Annotated in this window: 13 protein-coding genes; 3 read left to right on the top strand and 10 right to left on the bottom strand. The window is 38.3% G+C overall.

Translation table 11 applies throughout. The annotated features are described in order from the left end of the window. Positions 1–32 precede the first annotated feature (32 nt). The 8 genes from AC4QJR_RS21905 to dnaE form a co-directional block, all read right to left on the bottom strand. On the bottom strand, positions 33–419 hold the full coding sequence (locus tag AC4QJR_RS21905) for an FxsA family protein (RefSeq protein ID WP_375375144.1): 387 nt from the start codon (positions 417–419) through the stop codon (positions 33–35). Positions 420–525: 106 nt separating this feature from the next. After that, positions 526–2,289, bottom strand: a complete 1,764-nt coding sequence (gene pyk / locus AC4QJR_RS21910; protein WP_496524176.1) for a pyruvate kinase — start codon at positions 2,287–2,289, stop codon at positions 526–528. Positions 2,290–2,344: 55 nt separating this feature from the next. Further along, positions 2,345–3,304 carry a 6-phosphofructokinase gene (gene pfkA, locus AC4QJR_RS21915; RefSeq protein WP_375375146.1) on the bottom strand — a complete coding sequence of 320 codons (960 nt, stop codon included), beginning with the start codon at positions 3,302–3,304 and terminating at the stop codon, positions 2,345–2,347. A gap of 314 nt (positions 3,305–3,618) precedes the next feature. Further along, positions 3,619–4,596: an acetyl-CoA carboxylase carboxyl transferase subunit alpha gene (gene accA, locus AC4QJR_RS21920; RefSeq protein ID WP_375375147.1), complete on the bottom strand. Its 978-nt coding sequence runs from the start codon at positions 4,594–4,596 to the stop codon at positions 3,619–3,621. After that, complete coding sequence (gene accD, locus AC4QJR_RS21925; protein WP_375375148.1) at positions 4,590–5,468, bottom strand: acetyl-CoA carboxylase, carboxyltransferase subunit beta; 879 nt, start codon at positions 5,466–5,468, stop codon at positions 4,590–4,592. Before accD ends, accA begins: the two co-directional genes overlap by 7 nt. 199 nt (positions 5,469–5,667) lie before the next feature. Then, entirely contained in the window at positions 5,668–6,297 is a 630-nt protein-coding gene (locus tag AC4QJR_RS21930) for a FadR/GntR family transcriptional regulator (protein WP_375375149.1), read from the bottom strand. 7 nt (positions 6,298–6,304) lie between these two features. After that, positions 6,305–7,543: an NADP-dependent malic enzyme gene (ystJ, locus tag AC4QJR_RS21935; protein WP_098574412.1), complete on the bottom strand. Its 1,239-nt coding sequence runs from the start codon at positions 7,541–7,543 to the stop codon at positions 6,305–6,307. A 126-nt stretch (positions 7,544–7,669) separates the two neighbouring features. After that, positions 7,670–11,032: a DNA polymerase III subunit alpha gene (gene dnaE, locus AC4QJR_RS21940; protein ID WP_496524177.1), complete on the bottom strand. Its 3,363-nt coding sequence runs from the start codon at positions 11,030–11,032 to the stop codon at positions 7,670–7,672. A 151-nt stretch (positions 11,033–11,183) separates the two neighbouring features. Here dnaE and ytrH point away from each other — a divergent pair, with 151 nt between their 5' ends. Beyond that, entirely contained in the window at positions 11,184–11,525 is a 342-nt protein-coding gene (gene ytrH / locus AC4QJR_RS21945; protein ID WP_180230121.1) for a sporulation membrane protein YtrH, read from the top strand. Next, positions 11,522–12,022 carry a sporulation membrane protein YtrI gene (gene ytrI, locus AC4QJR_RS21950; RefSeq protein WP_144547912.1) on the top strand — a complete coding sequence of 167 codons (501 nt, stop codon included), beginning with the start codon at positions 11,522–11,524 and terminating at the stop codon, positions 12,020–12,022. The genes ytrH and ytrI overlap by 4 nt, the downstream gene beginning before the upstream one ends. A gap of 36 nt (positions 12,023–12,058) precedes the next feature. On the opposite strand, the gene AC4QJR_RS21955 is transcribed toward ytrI, so the two are convergent. Continuing rightward, a complete protein-coding gene (locus AC4QJR_RS21955) occupies positions 12,059–13,009 on the bottom strand; it encodes a DHH family phosphoesterase (RefSeq protein WP_496524178.1) in 951 nt (316 codons plus the stop codon). Between the two features lie 96 nt (positions 13,010–13,105). Between AC4QJR_RS21955 and AC4QJR_RS21960 the strand changes: the two genes are divergently transcribed. Continuing rightward, positions 13,106–13,417 (top strand): YtpI family protein, encoded by a 312-nt coding sequence (locus tag AC4QJR_RS21960; protein WP_375375152.1) that lies wholly within the window; start codon positions 13,106–13,108, stop codon positions 13,415–13,417. A gap of 87 nt (positions 13,418–13,504) precedes the next feature. On the opposite strand, the gene AC4QJR_RS21965 is transcribed toward AC4QJR_RS21960, so the two are convergent. Further along, a complete protein-coding gene (locus AC4QJR_RS21965; protein WP_375375153.1) occupies positions 13,505–14,824 on the bottom strand; it encodes a DRTGG domain-containing protein in 1,320 nt (439 codons plus the stop codon). Positions 14,825–14,918: the final 94 nt, after the last annotated feature.

The following is a 14,918-nucleotide window of genomic DNA, read 5'->3' on the forward strand; positions in this document are numbered from 1 at the left end:
TAAAAGTCAGCTCCCTAATCGGAAGCTGACTTTTATTTTATTATTTTTATATTCCCTTTATTAATCTTCCTTTGCCACATTTTTATGATTAATATTTTTATTGGCTTCCGGGTTGGTGGAAAAAGGAAGAAGAAACCGGATACATCAGTCATAAATCCGGGTGTTAAAAGCAGTGTTCCACCAATTAAAATGCATATTCCATCTAATAAAGCATCTCCTGGAAGTTGTCCATAGCTCAACTGTTCTTGAACCCTTCGGATCGTCTGCAAGCCCTCTCTCTTGGCTAAATAAGCCCCAATAACTCCAGTTAAAATAATTAAGGCAATGGTAGGCCATACACCAATTGTCTTTCCTGAAAAAAGCAGTACACCAATATCCAGAGCTGGAATTACTATAATTAATAGAAATAAATAACGCATAGATTGTCCCCTTTCCAAAAGGCTTAGTTTCATTATATTACGAATGGGGATCTTTTTGTCAGATATAAAAAAAGAAGGGTTTCCCCTTCCTTTTTTTACAAACAGATTATAATACGCTAGCGTGACCGTTGTAAATAACACCTTGTTTAGCATCAACGGTTATTTCTTGACCTTCTTTAAACAAACCAAAAGCATTTTCTACCCCTACAACCACAGGGATGCCTAGGTTTAGACCAACAACAGCCGCATGGCTTGTTAATCCACCTTCTTGGGTAATCACGGCAGCGCATTTTTCAAGAGCTGGGACCATGTCACGATCGGTACCTAGCGTTACCAAAATGGAACCTTGTTTTACCTTATCCAAAGCCTCTTTAGCATCATGTGCGATAACAACTTTCCCAAATGCAGACTTACGGCCAATGCCTTGTGCTTTAGTAATGATATCTCCAACCACATGAATTTTCATTAGGTTCGTGGTACCAGCTTCACCAACAGGGACACCTGCTGTAATGACTACTAAATCACCACGGTTCACTATACCGCTATTTAAGCTCGCTTCAACCGCATTATCGAGCATTTCATCTGTTGTGGTCGCAATATTGCCAAACTGCGGGTAAACACCCCAAACAAGGGATAGCCTACGGCAAACTTGCTCAATAGAAGTTACCGCTACAATCGCTGCTTTCGGGCGATATTTAGAAATCATTCTAGCCGTGTGTCCACTTTCCGTTGGGGTAATAATGGATTTCACTTCAAGATTTAAGGCAGTGTGGACAACAGATTGTCCGATTGCATCGGTAAGATTGTGCTCTGTATCTTTACTGCGGCTTGAGAGAATTTCTTTGTGATCTAATGCTGATTCTGCCCTGGAAGCAATATTATGCATAGTTTGGACAGCTTCGACTGGATATTGTCCTGCAGCTGTTTCACCTGAAAGCATAATCGCATCGGTACCGTCGAAAATCGCATTCGCTACATCACTTGCCTCAGCGCGAGTTGGGCGTGGATTTCTTTGCATGGAGTCAAGCATTTGTGTAGCTGTTATCACTGGTTTCCCCAATGCATTACATTTCTTAATTAACATTTTTTGAACTAGCGGAACTTCTTCAGCAGGAATTTCAACGCCTAAATCACCACGTGCTACCATTAAACCGTCTGAGAATTCCAGAATTTCGTCGATGTTATCAACACCTTCTTGATTCTCAATTTTAGGAATAATATGGATATGTGTTGCTTTATTCGCTTCTAAAAGCTGACGAATTTCTAATACGTCCTTTGCACGCCGCACGAATGATGCAGCAATGAAATCAATTCCTTGTTCAATTCCAAAAAGAATATCTTGTGTGTCTTTTTCTGTGATACCCGGCAGGTTAACAGATACACCTGGGACATTCACGCCCTTTTTATTCTTCAATGTACCACTATTTAAAATTTTCGTATGGATCTCTTTATTTGTTTTATCTACATCCGTAACTTCTAGACCAATTAAGCCATCATCTAAAAGAATTTTAGAACCAACATGGACATCATCAATTAATCCAGGGTATGTAACGGAAAACTTATCAACGGTCCCTTCAACTTCTATCATAGAGACAATTATATTATTTCCAGCCTCAAGCTCAATTGCACCGTTTACCATATTATTTGTCCGAATTTCAGGACCTTTTGTATCAAGCAAGATCGCCACTGTTTTCCCAGTTAGTTTTGCTGCTTCACGGATATTTTTAATTCGTGCTCCGTGTTCTTCAAAATCACCATGAGAAAAATTCAAACGAGCCACGTTCATTCCCGAATTGATTAATTGAGTTAATTTTTCTATACTTTCACTTGCTGGACCGATCGTACAAACTATTTTTGTTTTTCGTAACATCCGTGATTTCCTCCTATATTAAAAAAGCACTTAAAGTTTTCTTAATTTAATATTCTTAAATTGATAATTCCATCGAAAGTTTATATAAATCAAGGTCTAAGGTATGTTCACGACCAAGAGCCTCAATTATGTCATAGTCCACTAGTTGATTTTTCTCAATCCCTACCGCACGACCGCCTTTTCCTTCAATCAAAAGCTCAACTGCTCTGGCTCCTAATCTACTAGCAAGGACTCTGTCAGCAGCTGTTGGTGATCCACCACGTTGAATATGCCCTAAGACAGAAACTCTGGTATCAAAGTTGGTTGCTTCTTCTACTTGCTTCCCAAACTCTACACCACTGCATACACCTTCTGCTACCACAATAATACTATGCTTTTTACCACGTTCATGCCCTTTACGAAGTTTGTCGACAATATCATCCATGTCATAACCTTCTTCAGGAATCAAAATTGTTTCTGCACCACCCGCTAGTCCTGCCCATAGAGCAAGGTCACCTGCGTTTCGTCCCATTACTTCAATGACAAAAGTTCTTTCATGAGATGTAGCGGTATCCCGAATTTTATCTAATGAATCAATCACGGTATTTAATGCTGTATCAAACCCAATTGTAAGTTCTGTTCCAGGAATATCATTATCAATCGTACCAGGAACCCCCACACACGGAAAGCCATGTTCTGTTAAAGCCTTCGCACCCATGTATGAACCATCGCCGCCGATTACCACTAATCCTTCAATTCCATGTGCTCTAAGCTGTTCAATTCCTTTTTGTTGTCCTTCTTTGGTTTTAAATTCTGGACAGCGGGCTGATTGCAGCATAGTTCCTCCGCGTTGAATAATATCGCCAACCGAGCCCAACTCGAGTTTTTTAATATTTCCAGAAATTAACCCCGTATAACCTCCGTAAATACCATATACTTCTAAATTATGATAAATGGCTTTCCGTACAACAGCACGAATCGCTGGATTCATCCCCGGAGAATCTCCACCACTTGTAAGAACTCCTATTTTTTTCATAGCTTTCACCTCAGTTATTTGATTAGGAAATTATGTATAAATCCATATGTAGTAAAAAAAAAAGGAACAAAGAGTTTTATAAATTACTTCTTTTATTATTTACATAAAACCCGCGAATATTTATAAAATAACACGAAGAAATAACTATAACAACCTTATGATATTAGTAAATTTAAGAGTCGGAATAGTCAGTTAAATGAAAACGTTTCATTCTTATGTGTAAGCGGAAACATTGGTTTTTTTGTGGAATCTCGTGAACATTTTGTGAAATGGTCAAAAAAATAATGTGCCCATAAATTATGAGCACATTATTTTTAATTCACACCAATGTAATCATTAATGGTGGCAAATTCACCAATTGTTCTGAAACGATTGTAACGATCCGAAATAAGGTCCTCTTCTGAAAGCTTAAGAAGCTGCTGCAGAGCTTTTTTCAGTATATGATCGATTTCCTCTGCTTGTTTCATGACGTCCCTTTGAGCTCCACCCTTAACCTCTGGAATAATATCATCAATAACGCCTAGTTCCTTTAGATCAGGAGCAGTTATTTTCATCGTTTCGGCTGCATTTCTAGCTAATGATGCATCTTTCCACAAAATAGCTGCAGCACCCTCTGGAGAAATAACCGAGTATGTGGAATTCTCGAGCATATATATCCGATTACCTACTCCAAGTGCAAGTGCACCACCGCTTCCGCCTTCGCCAATCACGATACATATAACAGGAACCTTTAATCCAGCCATTTCAAATAAATTGCGGGCAATTGCTTCACTTTGTCCTCGTTCTTCTGCGGCCTTCCCAGGATAGGCACCCTTAGTATCAATGAAACAAATAATCGGCCGATTAAATTTATTCGCTTGATTCATTAATCGAAGTGCTTTTCGATATCCTTCTGGATGTGGCATTCCAAAGTTTCTGCGAATATTTTCTTTTGTATCTTTTCCACGCTGATGACCAATAACTGTAACTGGTAATCCTCGATATTTAGCAACCCCGCCTACAATTGCCTCATCATCAGCAAAGGTACGGTCGCCATGACATTCAAAGAAATTCTCAAACAAATAAGGTATATAATCTAAAGTTGTCGGCCTGTTAGGAAGACGGGCAATTTGTACCCGGTCCCATGGCTTAATATTTTCATATATGCTTTGTTCAAGTTTTTCAAGTCTTTTTTCTAATTTTTCTATTTCTGAACTTAAATCAACATCAGCTGTTTTGGTGAACTCCTGTAACTCAGAGATTTTCTTCCTTAATTCGATTACAGGGCGTTCAAATTCTAATTCTCCTACCATCCGAGCTCACCTCCAGGTTGATGGATTTCTAGAATATTGGTGATCTTCTCAACTAATTCCGTCCGATGAATGATTGCGTCCAGTTGCCCATGTTTTAGCAGGAACTCGGATGTTTGAAAATCCTCTGGCAATTCTTCACGTATGGATTGTTCGATTACTCTTCGTCCCGCAAAAGCAATAAGCGCACCGGGTTCGGAAAGGTTGAAATCACCTAATGACGCAAAGCTTGCAGAAACCCCGCCAGTTGTTGGATGAGTCATAATTGAAATAATTAGTCCACCATTATTACTAAATTTCTTTAACGCAACACTAGTTTTTGCCATTTGCATCAAACTTAGTGCACCCTCCTGCATCCTGGCACCGCCTGATGCGGTAAAAATAATAAAAGGGAGATTTAACTCATCCGCTTTTTCAATAGCTTGTGTAATTTTTTCGCCGACAACGGAGCCCATACTTCCCATTCGAAACGAAGCATCCATGATGGCGAGGACAACCTTATGATCGTTAACTGTTCCAATTCCAGTTACAACAGCCTCATTTATCTTGCTTTTTTCCCGATCTTTTTCAAGCTTTTCAAGATAGTCAGGAAAATTTAATGGATTTTTAGAAATCATACTTTCATTAAATTCTACGAAGCTTCCTTCATCAATAAAGCTTTCTAAACGTTCCCTTGAGTTCATTGGAAAATGATGTCCACAATTCAAACAAACCTTTAGATTTTTTAATAATTCTTTAGTATACATGATTTTCTTACATGATGGACACTTTGTCATTATGCCTTCAGGTACATCACTTTTTGCAGTTTCCGTCGGTATTTGAGCGTATTTCTTCTTTTTTGTCTGGTTCTTTGAAAACAGATCTTTAAGCGCCAAAATTCTACCTCCTTTGTGCTACGGTAACGCCAAATGTTAGGTTTCTCCAATAATTACATATTAAAAGTTTTTCTATTGTTGCTTTACTTCATACCTAATAGCTTCTCATGGGTGGTCAGACCACTTATAGTTAAAAAACACCTAGTTTTCTTTGGACTTGGATAAACTTCACTATAAAATAAAATGTGTTCAAAATCTGTTAGTATTTGTCGTTAAAAACTGACAAATTCCGTAAACCGTTATAAGCAGTCAATAATTTTGATTCATTTTTTTCAGCTAAAGCCTCAAGCAAGCTTAAATAGTTTTCACGAGAATAGATCATCTTGCTTGAACCAAAAGAGTCGTAATAATCCTTTAAGATGGACCAAATTCTAGCGAAGAGGTGGTTATCTGCGATTTCAACTATTTGATAAAAAAAATCATTATCATCTATAATTCCTTGCTGATTCACCCATTTTTTTAAGTGCTCAATACTTTGATCATCTATTTTATGAATGGCTAATCGAAGGCAATCCATCTCAATAAAGTTCTTTGTTTCAAACACATCTCTTTTCGCTTTTTCATCTTGCAAAATAAATGTACTAAGCAACTGAACGAGATGATTTCCCCTAAAATCCCGAATAAACGTCCCTTCACCACGTCTTGTTTCAATTAGACCAAGCAATTCTAATGCTCTAAGGGCCTCTCTAATGGAAGAGCGCCCGAAATTCAGGCGCTCAGACAATTCTCGTTCAGAAGGAATCTTATCTCCAGTTTCTAAACCATCATTGGTAATCATTTCTCGTAGTTGCTTAACAACTTCTAAGTAGACCTTGGTGTTATTTACCACTTATCGATCACTCACTTTTACCAATAATAGCGAGCCTCTTTGTTTTTTCCTTTATTTCTTCTGGATCAACCTTAATACGGGCAACACCTGTTTCCATCGCTGCTTTTGCCACAGCTGCGGCTACATCTGGTGCTACTCTTGGATCAAAAGGTCCAGGAATAACATAATCCGCATTAAGTTCATCCGGGCTGATCAGGTTGGCAATAGCTTCTGCTGCCGCGACTTTCATTTTTTCATTTATATGTGTAGCGCGAACATCGAGTGCACCACGGAAAATTCCTGGAAAGGCTAGAACATTGTTAACTTGGTTTGGAAAATCTGAACGACCAGTTCCTACCACTTTTGCTCCAACAGCTTTTGCATCAGCTGGCATAATTTCAGGGTCCGGATTGGCCATTGCAAAAATAATAGAATCAGAATTCATGGACGCGACCATTTCTTTAGAAAGTGCACCTGCAACTGATACCCCAATAAATACATCCGCACCTTTGATTACATCTTCAAGGCTTCCTGATAGATTATCCCGATTTGTAAACTTTGCAACTTCTGCTTTCACCGAATTCATACCTTGTGGACGCCCTTCATAAATGGCTCCTTTGGTATCACACATAATTATGTCCCTTACACCATAACTATATAACAATTTAATAATTGCAATCCCAGCAGCGCCGGCACCGTTTGCGACAACTTTAATTTCGGTCATTTTTTTGCCAACTAACTTTAGTGCATTAACAAGCCCTGCTACTGTTACAATAGCTGTACCATGCTGGTCATCATGGAATATTGGGATATTTGCTTCCTTTTTCAATCGTTCTTCAATGACAAAACAATTGGGAGCAGCAATATCTTCCAAATTAACGCCGCCAAAAGTAGGTTCAAGCAATTTCACCGTTTCAACAATTTTGTCTACATCGGTTGTGTTTAAACAGATTGGAAATGCATCAACACCGGCAAAACTTTTAAACAATACTGACTTACCTTCCATTACAGGCAGGGCTGCTTCTGGTCCAATATTCCCCAGTCCAAGAACGGCTGTTCCATCGGAAACAACGGCAACCATATTCCCTTTCATGGTATATTCGTAAACCAATTCTGGTTTCTCATAGATATCTTTACATGGCTCTGCAACACCTGGTGAATAAGCTAAGCTAAGATCATGTGCATTTCGGACTTGAACTTTTGATTTCGACTCTAACTTTCCCTTGTTAATTCGATGCATATGTAATGCTTCTTCACGTAATGTCAAGATATCCACCCCTCAAATTTTTACAAACATTTACAAACTTTCCCTCTTATGCAGCCCGCTATTATTAGTGGTCAGACCACACTTGTCTCATTATCACTATAACATATCTGTGATAGTTGTAAAGAATTATTCCTTCAGGACGACATTTTTCGGGCCAAGCATCCCTCTTAATAATTGCAATAATTCAAAGGTTGGATTGATATTATTTTCTTCACCTAACTTTATTGTTTTGCGGCTTTTTTCATAGTGTAAAATGACGGATGCAGTTCCTTGGTTTTCTTTAATGAGCTGGTGAATTTGGAAAAGTAATTTGTCATCTTGTTTTTCCTCTATTATTTTCAAATATAATACTGATTGTTTACTTGTTTTTGTTTTTAGCCACTCTTCTATATGAAAAACGTGTTGAATGATAAATTGCTGTTTCCCATCACGTTCTTCGATTTTCCCCTCGAGCAATGTAAACTTCCCATGTCCTAATAGGTGCGAATATTTCTTGTATACATTAGGAAAGGCGACGGCTTCCATTTCACCGCTTGAATCACTGATCGTTAAAAAGGCCATTGAATCACCTTTTTTGGTACGAATTGATTTCATTGAGGTGATATATACTCCAGAAGCGACCCGCTGGTTCTTATGTGTTATTCCAAATAAGGATTGTGCACCACTTCGTTTCAGCTGCTCTTGGTAAATAGATACCGGATGGTCAGAAAGATAAAAACCAAGGGCCTCTTTTTCAAATGTCAGCTTATTCTCCTGGCTGATTGGATCCACTTGCAGGTATTTCGGCTTTGGCATGAATTCATCTTCAAACAAATCAAATTGGTTATTGTCAGCTGGTTTAAATATTTGTGCATGTTCCATCGCCACATCTAAACTAGCAAGCAATACAGCACGATCTTCACCAAATTCGTCGAAGCAGCCAGAGTGAACCAGGAACTCGAGCGTCTTTCGATTGATGGCTTTAGTAGATACCCGAATACAAAAATCAAATAAGTCAACAAACTTTTTCTTTTTCCTGGCCTGAAAGATTTCTTTTAAGGCAGCAGCCCCCACACTTTTAATCGCTGCCAGGCTAAAACGGATTCCCTCTTGTTCCACTTGAAAGGAGTACCCGCTATAGTTGATGGATGGCGGCAGGACTGTGATTTCTTTTTGTTTCGTCTCCATCACGTATTGTGCTATTTTCGTGTCGTTTCCTATTGCCGAGGTAAGCAGACCAGCCATAAAATAAACCGGATAATTTGCTTTTAAATATGCTAATTGATAGGCGATCATACTATAGGCAACTGCATGACTACGATTAAAGCCATAGTTAGCAAAGCGAACGATTAAATCATAGATATCATTAGCTAAGGTATGTTCATATCCTTTTTTTAGGGCTCCTTGAACAAAATGGCTGCGCTCTTGATCAAGAATATCCTTTTTCTTTTTTCCAACTGCCCGTCTTAATAAATCGGCTTCACCAAGTGAGAATCCAGCCATTTTTGAAGCTATTTGGATAATTTGTTCTTGGTAGACTATAACACCATATGTATTCTCAAGGATTGGCCGTAAATCAGGGTGTGGATAGTCAACTTTTTGAATACCGTGTCTCCTATCAATAAAGAGCGGGATATTTTCCATTGGTCCTGGGCGGTATAAGGCATTGACTGCAACAATATCTTCGAATCGGGAAGGCTTAAGACGTGTTAAAACCTTGCGCATTCCTTCTGACTCCAGCTGAAATACACCCGTTGTTTCACCTTTGGCTAATAGCGCAAAAGTCAATGTGTCATCTAATGGTATCGAACCTATATTTATTTTCTTACCTGTTTTACGTGTGATTGAGGATACAATTGAATCAATCAATGTAAGGTTCCGCAAACCTAGAAAGTCCATTTTTAAGAGGCCGATTTCCTCCAGATGTTCCATTGAAAATTGTGTTAGAAAAACATGGTTAGACCCTCGTTGGATGGGGATTAAATCAATGAGCGGCTTCTCACTTATGACTACACCAGCTGCATGTGTGGAAGTATGACGCGGCAGTCCTTCTAGTTTTAAAGCCGTTTCAAATAGGCGTTTATTCATAGGACTTTCATTAATAAACTTTCTTAGGGCTTCTGATTCTTTATAGGCACCTTTAAGGTCAATTCCTAATCGTGACGGGATCATCCTTGATATATGTTCAAGCTCCTTGGAATTTAACCCGAATACCTTGCCAATATCTCTAAGTACTGCCTTGGCTGCAAGCGTTCCAAAGGTAACGATCTGTGCGACATGCAGTTCACCGTATTTTCCTGCAACATAGTTAATCACTTCATCACGGCGATGGTCTGGAAAATCAATATCTATATCCGGCATAGAAATTCGTTCAGGATTTAAAAACCTCTCAAAAAGTAGATTATGCTTTAGTGGATCCACATCTGTAATGTATAAAACATAAGCCACCAATGAACCAGCTGCTGAACCCCTCCCAGGTCCAGTTAAAATCCCATTCTCACGTGCGTATTTCATAAAATCCCACACAATTAAAAAATAATTGCTAAACTTCATCCGTTTAATGACCGCTAATTCATAGGACAACCGTTCAAAATGTTCCTGTGAAGGCGAGGAAAAACGTTCACTTAATCCCTGTTTGCACAACATTTCAAGGTAGTCCTCAGCAGGAATCCCTTTTTCTGTTGGAAATGCAGGTAAGTAGGTTTTATTTAACTCAATGTTAAATTGACATCTGTTAGCAATTCGGATTGTGTTTTCTAATGCTTCGGGGAAATCTGAAAAACAATCGACCATTTCACTTGCAGTTTTTAAATAGAACTGATCGTTTTCTAACTTTTCTCTGTGGTCATCTTGTAATTTATCACCATTTTTTATGGCTAACAAACACTCATGGGCAAACATATCTTCTTTTTCTAAATAATGGACCTGATTTGTGGTTGCAATCGGGACATTCATTTCTTTAGACAAACTAGTAAGCATATTTCTCATTTTTGATTCTTGTTCGAGTTGGTGATTTTGAATTGCTAGGAAAAAGCTATTCTTGCCAAAAATGGAATCTAGTTTTCTAATTAGTTCTTTAGCCCTTTCCTCGTTGCCATTAATGAGCAACTGCTCAATTTCTCCTTCGAGACCAGGAGTAAGCGCAATGAGACCATCTGAATAATGTTTCAGCCATTTCAAAGGGATTCCATGATCCGTTTTGGTTTGAACGGTACTAGATATTTTTAAAAGATTTCTATAACCAGAATCATTTTCAGCGAGTAAGACTAGTGGAAAGGATTCATTAGAGGTGTACTCACTTTCCACATCCACTGTTAATCCAATAATAGGTTTCATATTATTTTTTTGGCACAATTTATAAAATTCAATGGTTCCGTACATGACGTTCCTGTCCGTTAACGCAATGGCAGAAAAACCTTTTGACTGTGCATTTTTTATTAAATCCGGGACTGATGCCGTACTTGATAATAAACTATAGGCACTATATACATGCAGGTGAATAAAAGACATATTGTCACCCCCTTAATTCGAAAATCTCTCCCTCTATTATAAAACTTAATTCAAAAAAAGGAAAATATGTTCTCATTCTAAAAAACATATTTACACATGATTGTCCATATACATGAGTATTGGGTATTGACTATGTGTAGAGGCGGTTGACATGATGAAAGAGATTGGTTTTTTTCCTGCTTTTATTGAAAGCTACTTTATTGCCTTGGGAGTCGTACTCGGCGGATCACTTATAGGGGGAATTGCTTCATTCCTAACCGGGCAGCCTCCGCTGACAACTGTTTATCGCTTATCTTCAGCTCTAAGAATCTGGGCCATTGTATCCGCTATAGGTGGAACGTTCGACGCGGTTTATACATTTGAAAGAGGTTTATTTAATGCCGATACAAAGGATCTTTTTAAACAGTTTTTATTAATCCTCTCCGCCTTAGGTGGTGCCCAGACTGGAGCCCTTATCATTAATTGGTTAACACAGGAGCATATCTCATCATGAGAATTCCGCCATTATATCGAAAACCTGCCTGGCAGCGTTTTTTTGCAGGAATGGCCGTCGGGGGCGCTATAAGCTGGTGCATTTTTTTATATATTTACGGAGTCTGGCAGGAAGAGAACACCGAATTAATTCGGAAACAAGCCCAGGAGATTGTGGACTTAAACGAGGAGAAAAAAATTTGGCAAGAAGAATATAAAGAAATCAACAAACGGAACATCGAACAGCTGACGGTACAGAAAATCAATATTCGAATTACAAACTGGGAAAAGTATAAACTTGATTCATTAAGTGTTTTAGAGACAGAAGACTCAGTGAAGGATGATATTAGTATGATGCTAGCAAAAGATATTGAAACCGTCTATAAAAGTAAGGACCTTCTGAAAAAGATTATTGAAAATAAACCCGTAAAAATAAATGATAAAAGGTATAAACTCAAGGTTAAAGAAATGGCTTTTTTTACAAACCTATCCATTCAATTAGAGATTCAATTTGAATAATAAGAAATCGGCCCCTTCTACGAGGGCCGATTTTTTCTATTTGCTTAAAGAATAGGTTTCACAAACTTCACCAAGTGCTTTTAATACATCGTCTACTTCGTTCCACGAATAGATGGAGGCTCCGGAAGCTAGTGGATGTCCTCCTCCTTTGAACTTTCTTGCAACTACATTAATAACTGGGCCTTTGGAACGCAGCCGGACTCTTATTTGCTCGTCTTCCTCAATAAAGAATACCCATGCCTTAATCCCTTTTACATTCCCTAATATTCCGACAAGCAGTGATGCTTCTGCTGGTTTTGCATTGTATTCTTTGAGAAGTCCTTTTGTTAATTTAACAGATGCAACACCGTTTTCCTGAAGTTCAAAATTTTGAAGTATATATCCGTTTAATTTAACGATATTGAGATCTAATTCATACATCTTGTCAAATAACTCGGTACGAGAAAAATTATAATGGATCAATTCTCCAGCATAGCCCAGCGTTTTTTCTGTTGTACTCGGGAATAGAAATCTGCCCGTATCTCCTACTATTCCAGCGTATAGAAGTCTCGCTGCTGAATCGTTCATTTTTAGCCCTTTGGCTTGTCCCTTTAGATAAAATTCATAAATCATTTCGCTGCATGAGCTGGCACTTGTATCCACCCATAGTAAATCACCATATGGGTCTTCATTTGGGTGGTGATCAATTTTTATTAATTTATCACCAAGTGTGTAGCGTTTGTCACAAATTCTTTCCTCATTTGCAGTATCACAAACGATTACTAATGCCCCATTGTAAACTTCATCTTCAATCACATCCAGCCTGCGCATGTAATGAAGAGTTGGTTCTTCTAGACCAACAGCATAAATCTTTTTATCCGGAAAGGATTCTTGTAAAATAGCTGCCAAGCCGCCTTGTGAACCATATGCATCCGGGTCTGGACGGACGTGACGGTGAATTATTATGGTTTCATATTTTTCAATCTCTGCTAATATTTGCTCAATCATGGGCGCTTCTCCTTTACCAACTCATAAACCATGGTGGTATTTTTTTGTTTTTACAGGTACAATAATAGAAGATTTTCTATGCTTGGAGGAAATAATATGTTTGTACTTGTTATATTAATTGCTATACTCTTTGCTTTCTACCTATTTTATAAAACAAAATACATCAGAAGCAACCGTTTAGTAGAAAAGAAATGGCTTGCGGCTAAATCAAATATTGCATTAGGTCTTTTTGTCTCTTTATTCGGAATTAATCACATGTTATTTATTTCCGAAACAACGGTTATGTATATTGTTGCCGCAGTTTTTATTGTTTATGGAGCTATATTCAGCTGGATTGGTTTCAAAAAATACAAACATTACCTTCCTTTCGCAATCGAGGAAGCAAAGAATTTTGAATTACAAAAATAAAAAGTCTGAAGCCGCTTCTCTTTGAAGCGGCTTTGTTTATTTGGATAACTATCTAGATCCAGTGCCAAGCAGCTTCCGCTTTTTTTTCTAACTTCGATCTAGCAGTTGACACATCATCATCGCTTTCCCGACTAATACGCCTTCATTGAAAACCTCAACATCCACTTTTCCAAATTTGCGCCCTACTTCAAGGACTTTTGGATATATTTCTAATGTACTTTCCATCTGAACTGGTTTAATAAAGTAAATGGTCATATTTTCAACAACAAGGTCACCTTTTTTATAGGATCGTAACACTCGATTGGCAGCATCTGAGACGATCGTAGTAAAAACGCCATATGAAATAGTTCCCAGTTGATTAGTCATTTGTGGTGTTACTTCACAAGAGTAAACCTCTTCTCCTTTAGCTTTACCCTGAATTAATGCCATTTGGTTGGTAACGATATCATCAATGGTTTCTCCCACCTGTGGCTGCCGTTGGTTCATTTGTAAGGCCTTTAATACGTCCTGCCTGCTGATGATCCCCTCTAGCCGGTTAGCATCATCCGTAACAGGAAGAACTTCAATTCCTTCCCAGACCATTGTATGCGCTGTTGAGGCCACACTTGTTTTCCCATTAACAGACATTGGGTGTTTGGTCATAATCTTATCGATAGTAGTATCCATACCTTGACCTAAAATATCTTTGCTTGTAACCATCCCTTGTATTTTCATATTCTGATCGACAACAGGATAGCGACTGTGAGCAGTTTGTTGATTAAATTCGTGCCATCTGGACACCTTATCCGTGGTTTTGAGATAAAAAGTATCGACAAGAGGCGTTAGAATATCTTCAACCAGTATTATTTCTTTTTTAATCAATTGGTCATAAATCGCCCGGTTAATCATTGTTGCAACCGTAAACGTATCATAGCTAGTTGAGATCACCGGTATTTCGAGTTTATCTGCTAGTTTCTTAATATGTTCTTCCGCATCGAATCCACCGGTAATGAGTACAGCGGCTCCTGCTTTTAAGGCTAGTTCATGTGCCTGCGTTCGATTTCCAACAATCAACAGGTTTCCAGCTTCCGTATAGCGCATCATGGCTTCTAATTTCATTGCACCAATCACAAACTTACTTAATGTTTTATGCAACCCTGTTCTTCCGCCTAACACCTGTCCATCAACAATGTTTACTACTTCTGCAAAAGTCAGCTTTTCAATGTTTTCTTTCTTCTTCCGTTCGATTCTAATCGTTCCAACGCGTTCGATGGTACTAACATATCCTTTATTTTCCGCTTCCTTAATCGCGCGGTAGGCAGTACCTTCACTTACAGTCATCGCCTTAGCAATTTGCCTGACAGATATTTTTTCCCCAATTGGGAGTCCATCTATATATTGTAAAATTTGTTCATGCTTTGTGGCCAAGACCTTCACCCTTTTTATAGTCAAGTTCCAATCATTCAGTTACGAATAATCCGGATTACGTATAAATTTTATTATAGAGTGTTAAAAGCCTTGA

The sequence above is a fragment of the Neobacillus sp. BP17 genome, from assembly GCF_059579525.1.

Bases quoted from the DNA above. Each gene is read 5' to 3' on its own strand.
- AC4QJR_RS21905 (WP_375375144.1), bottom strand. From the start codon at position 419: ATGCGTTATTTATTTCTATTAATTATAGTAATTCCAGCTCTGGATATT.
- pyk (WP_496524176.1), bottom strand. From the start codon at position 2,289: ATGTTACGAAAAACAAAAATAGTTTGTACGATCGGTCCAGCAAGTGAA.
- pfkA (WP_375375146.1), bottom strand. From the start codon at position 3,304: ATGAAAAAAATAGGAGTTCTTACAAGTGGTGGAGATTCTCCGGGGATG.
- accA (WP_375375147.1), bottom strand. From the start codon at position 4,596: ATGGTAGGAGAATTAGAATTTGAACGCCCTGTAATCGAATTAAGGAAG.
- dnaE (WP_496524177.1), bottom strand. From the start codon at position 11,032: ATGTCTTTTATTCACCTGCATGTATATAGTGCCTATAGTTTATTATCA.
- ytrH (WP_180230121.1), top strand. From the start codon at position 11,184: ATGATGAAAGAGATTGGTTTTTTTCCTGCTTTTATTGAAAGCTACTTT.
- ytrI (WP_144547912.1), top strand. From the start codon at position 11,522: ATGAGAATTCCGCCATTATATCGAAAACCTGCCTGGCAGCGTTTTTTT.
- AC4QJR_RS21955 (WP_496524178.1), bottom strand. From the start codon at position 13,009: ATGATTGAGCAAATATTAGCAGAGATTGAAAAATATGAAACCATAATA.
- AC4QJR_RS21960 (WP_375375152.1), top strand. From the start codon at position 13,106: ATGTTTGTACTTGTTATATTAATTGCTATACTCTTTGCTTTCTACCTA.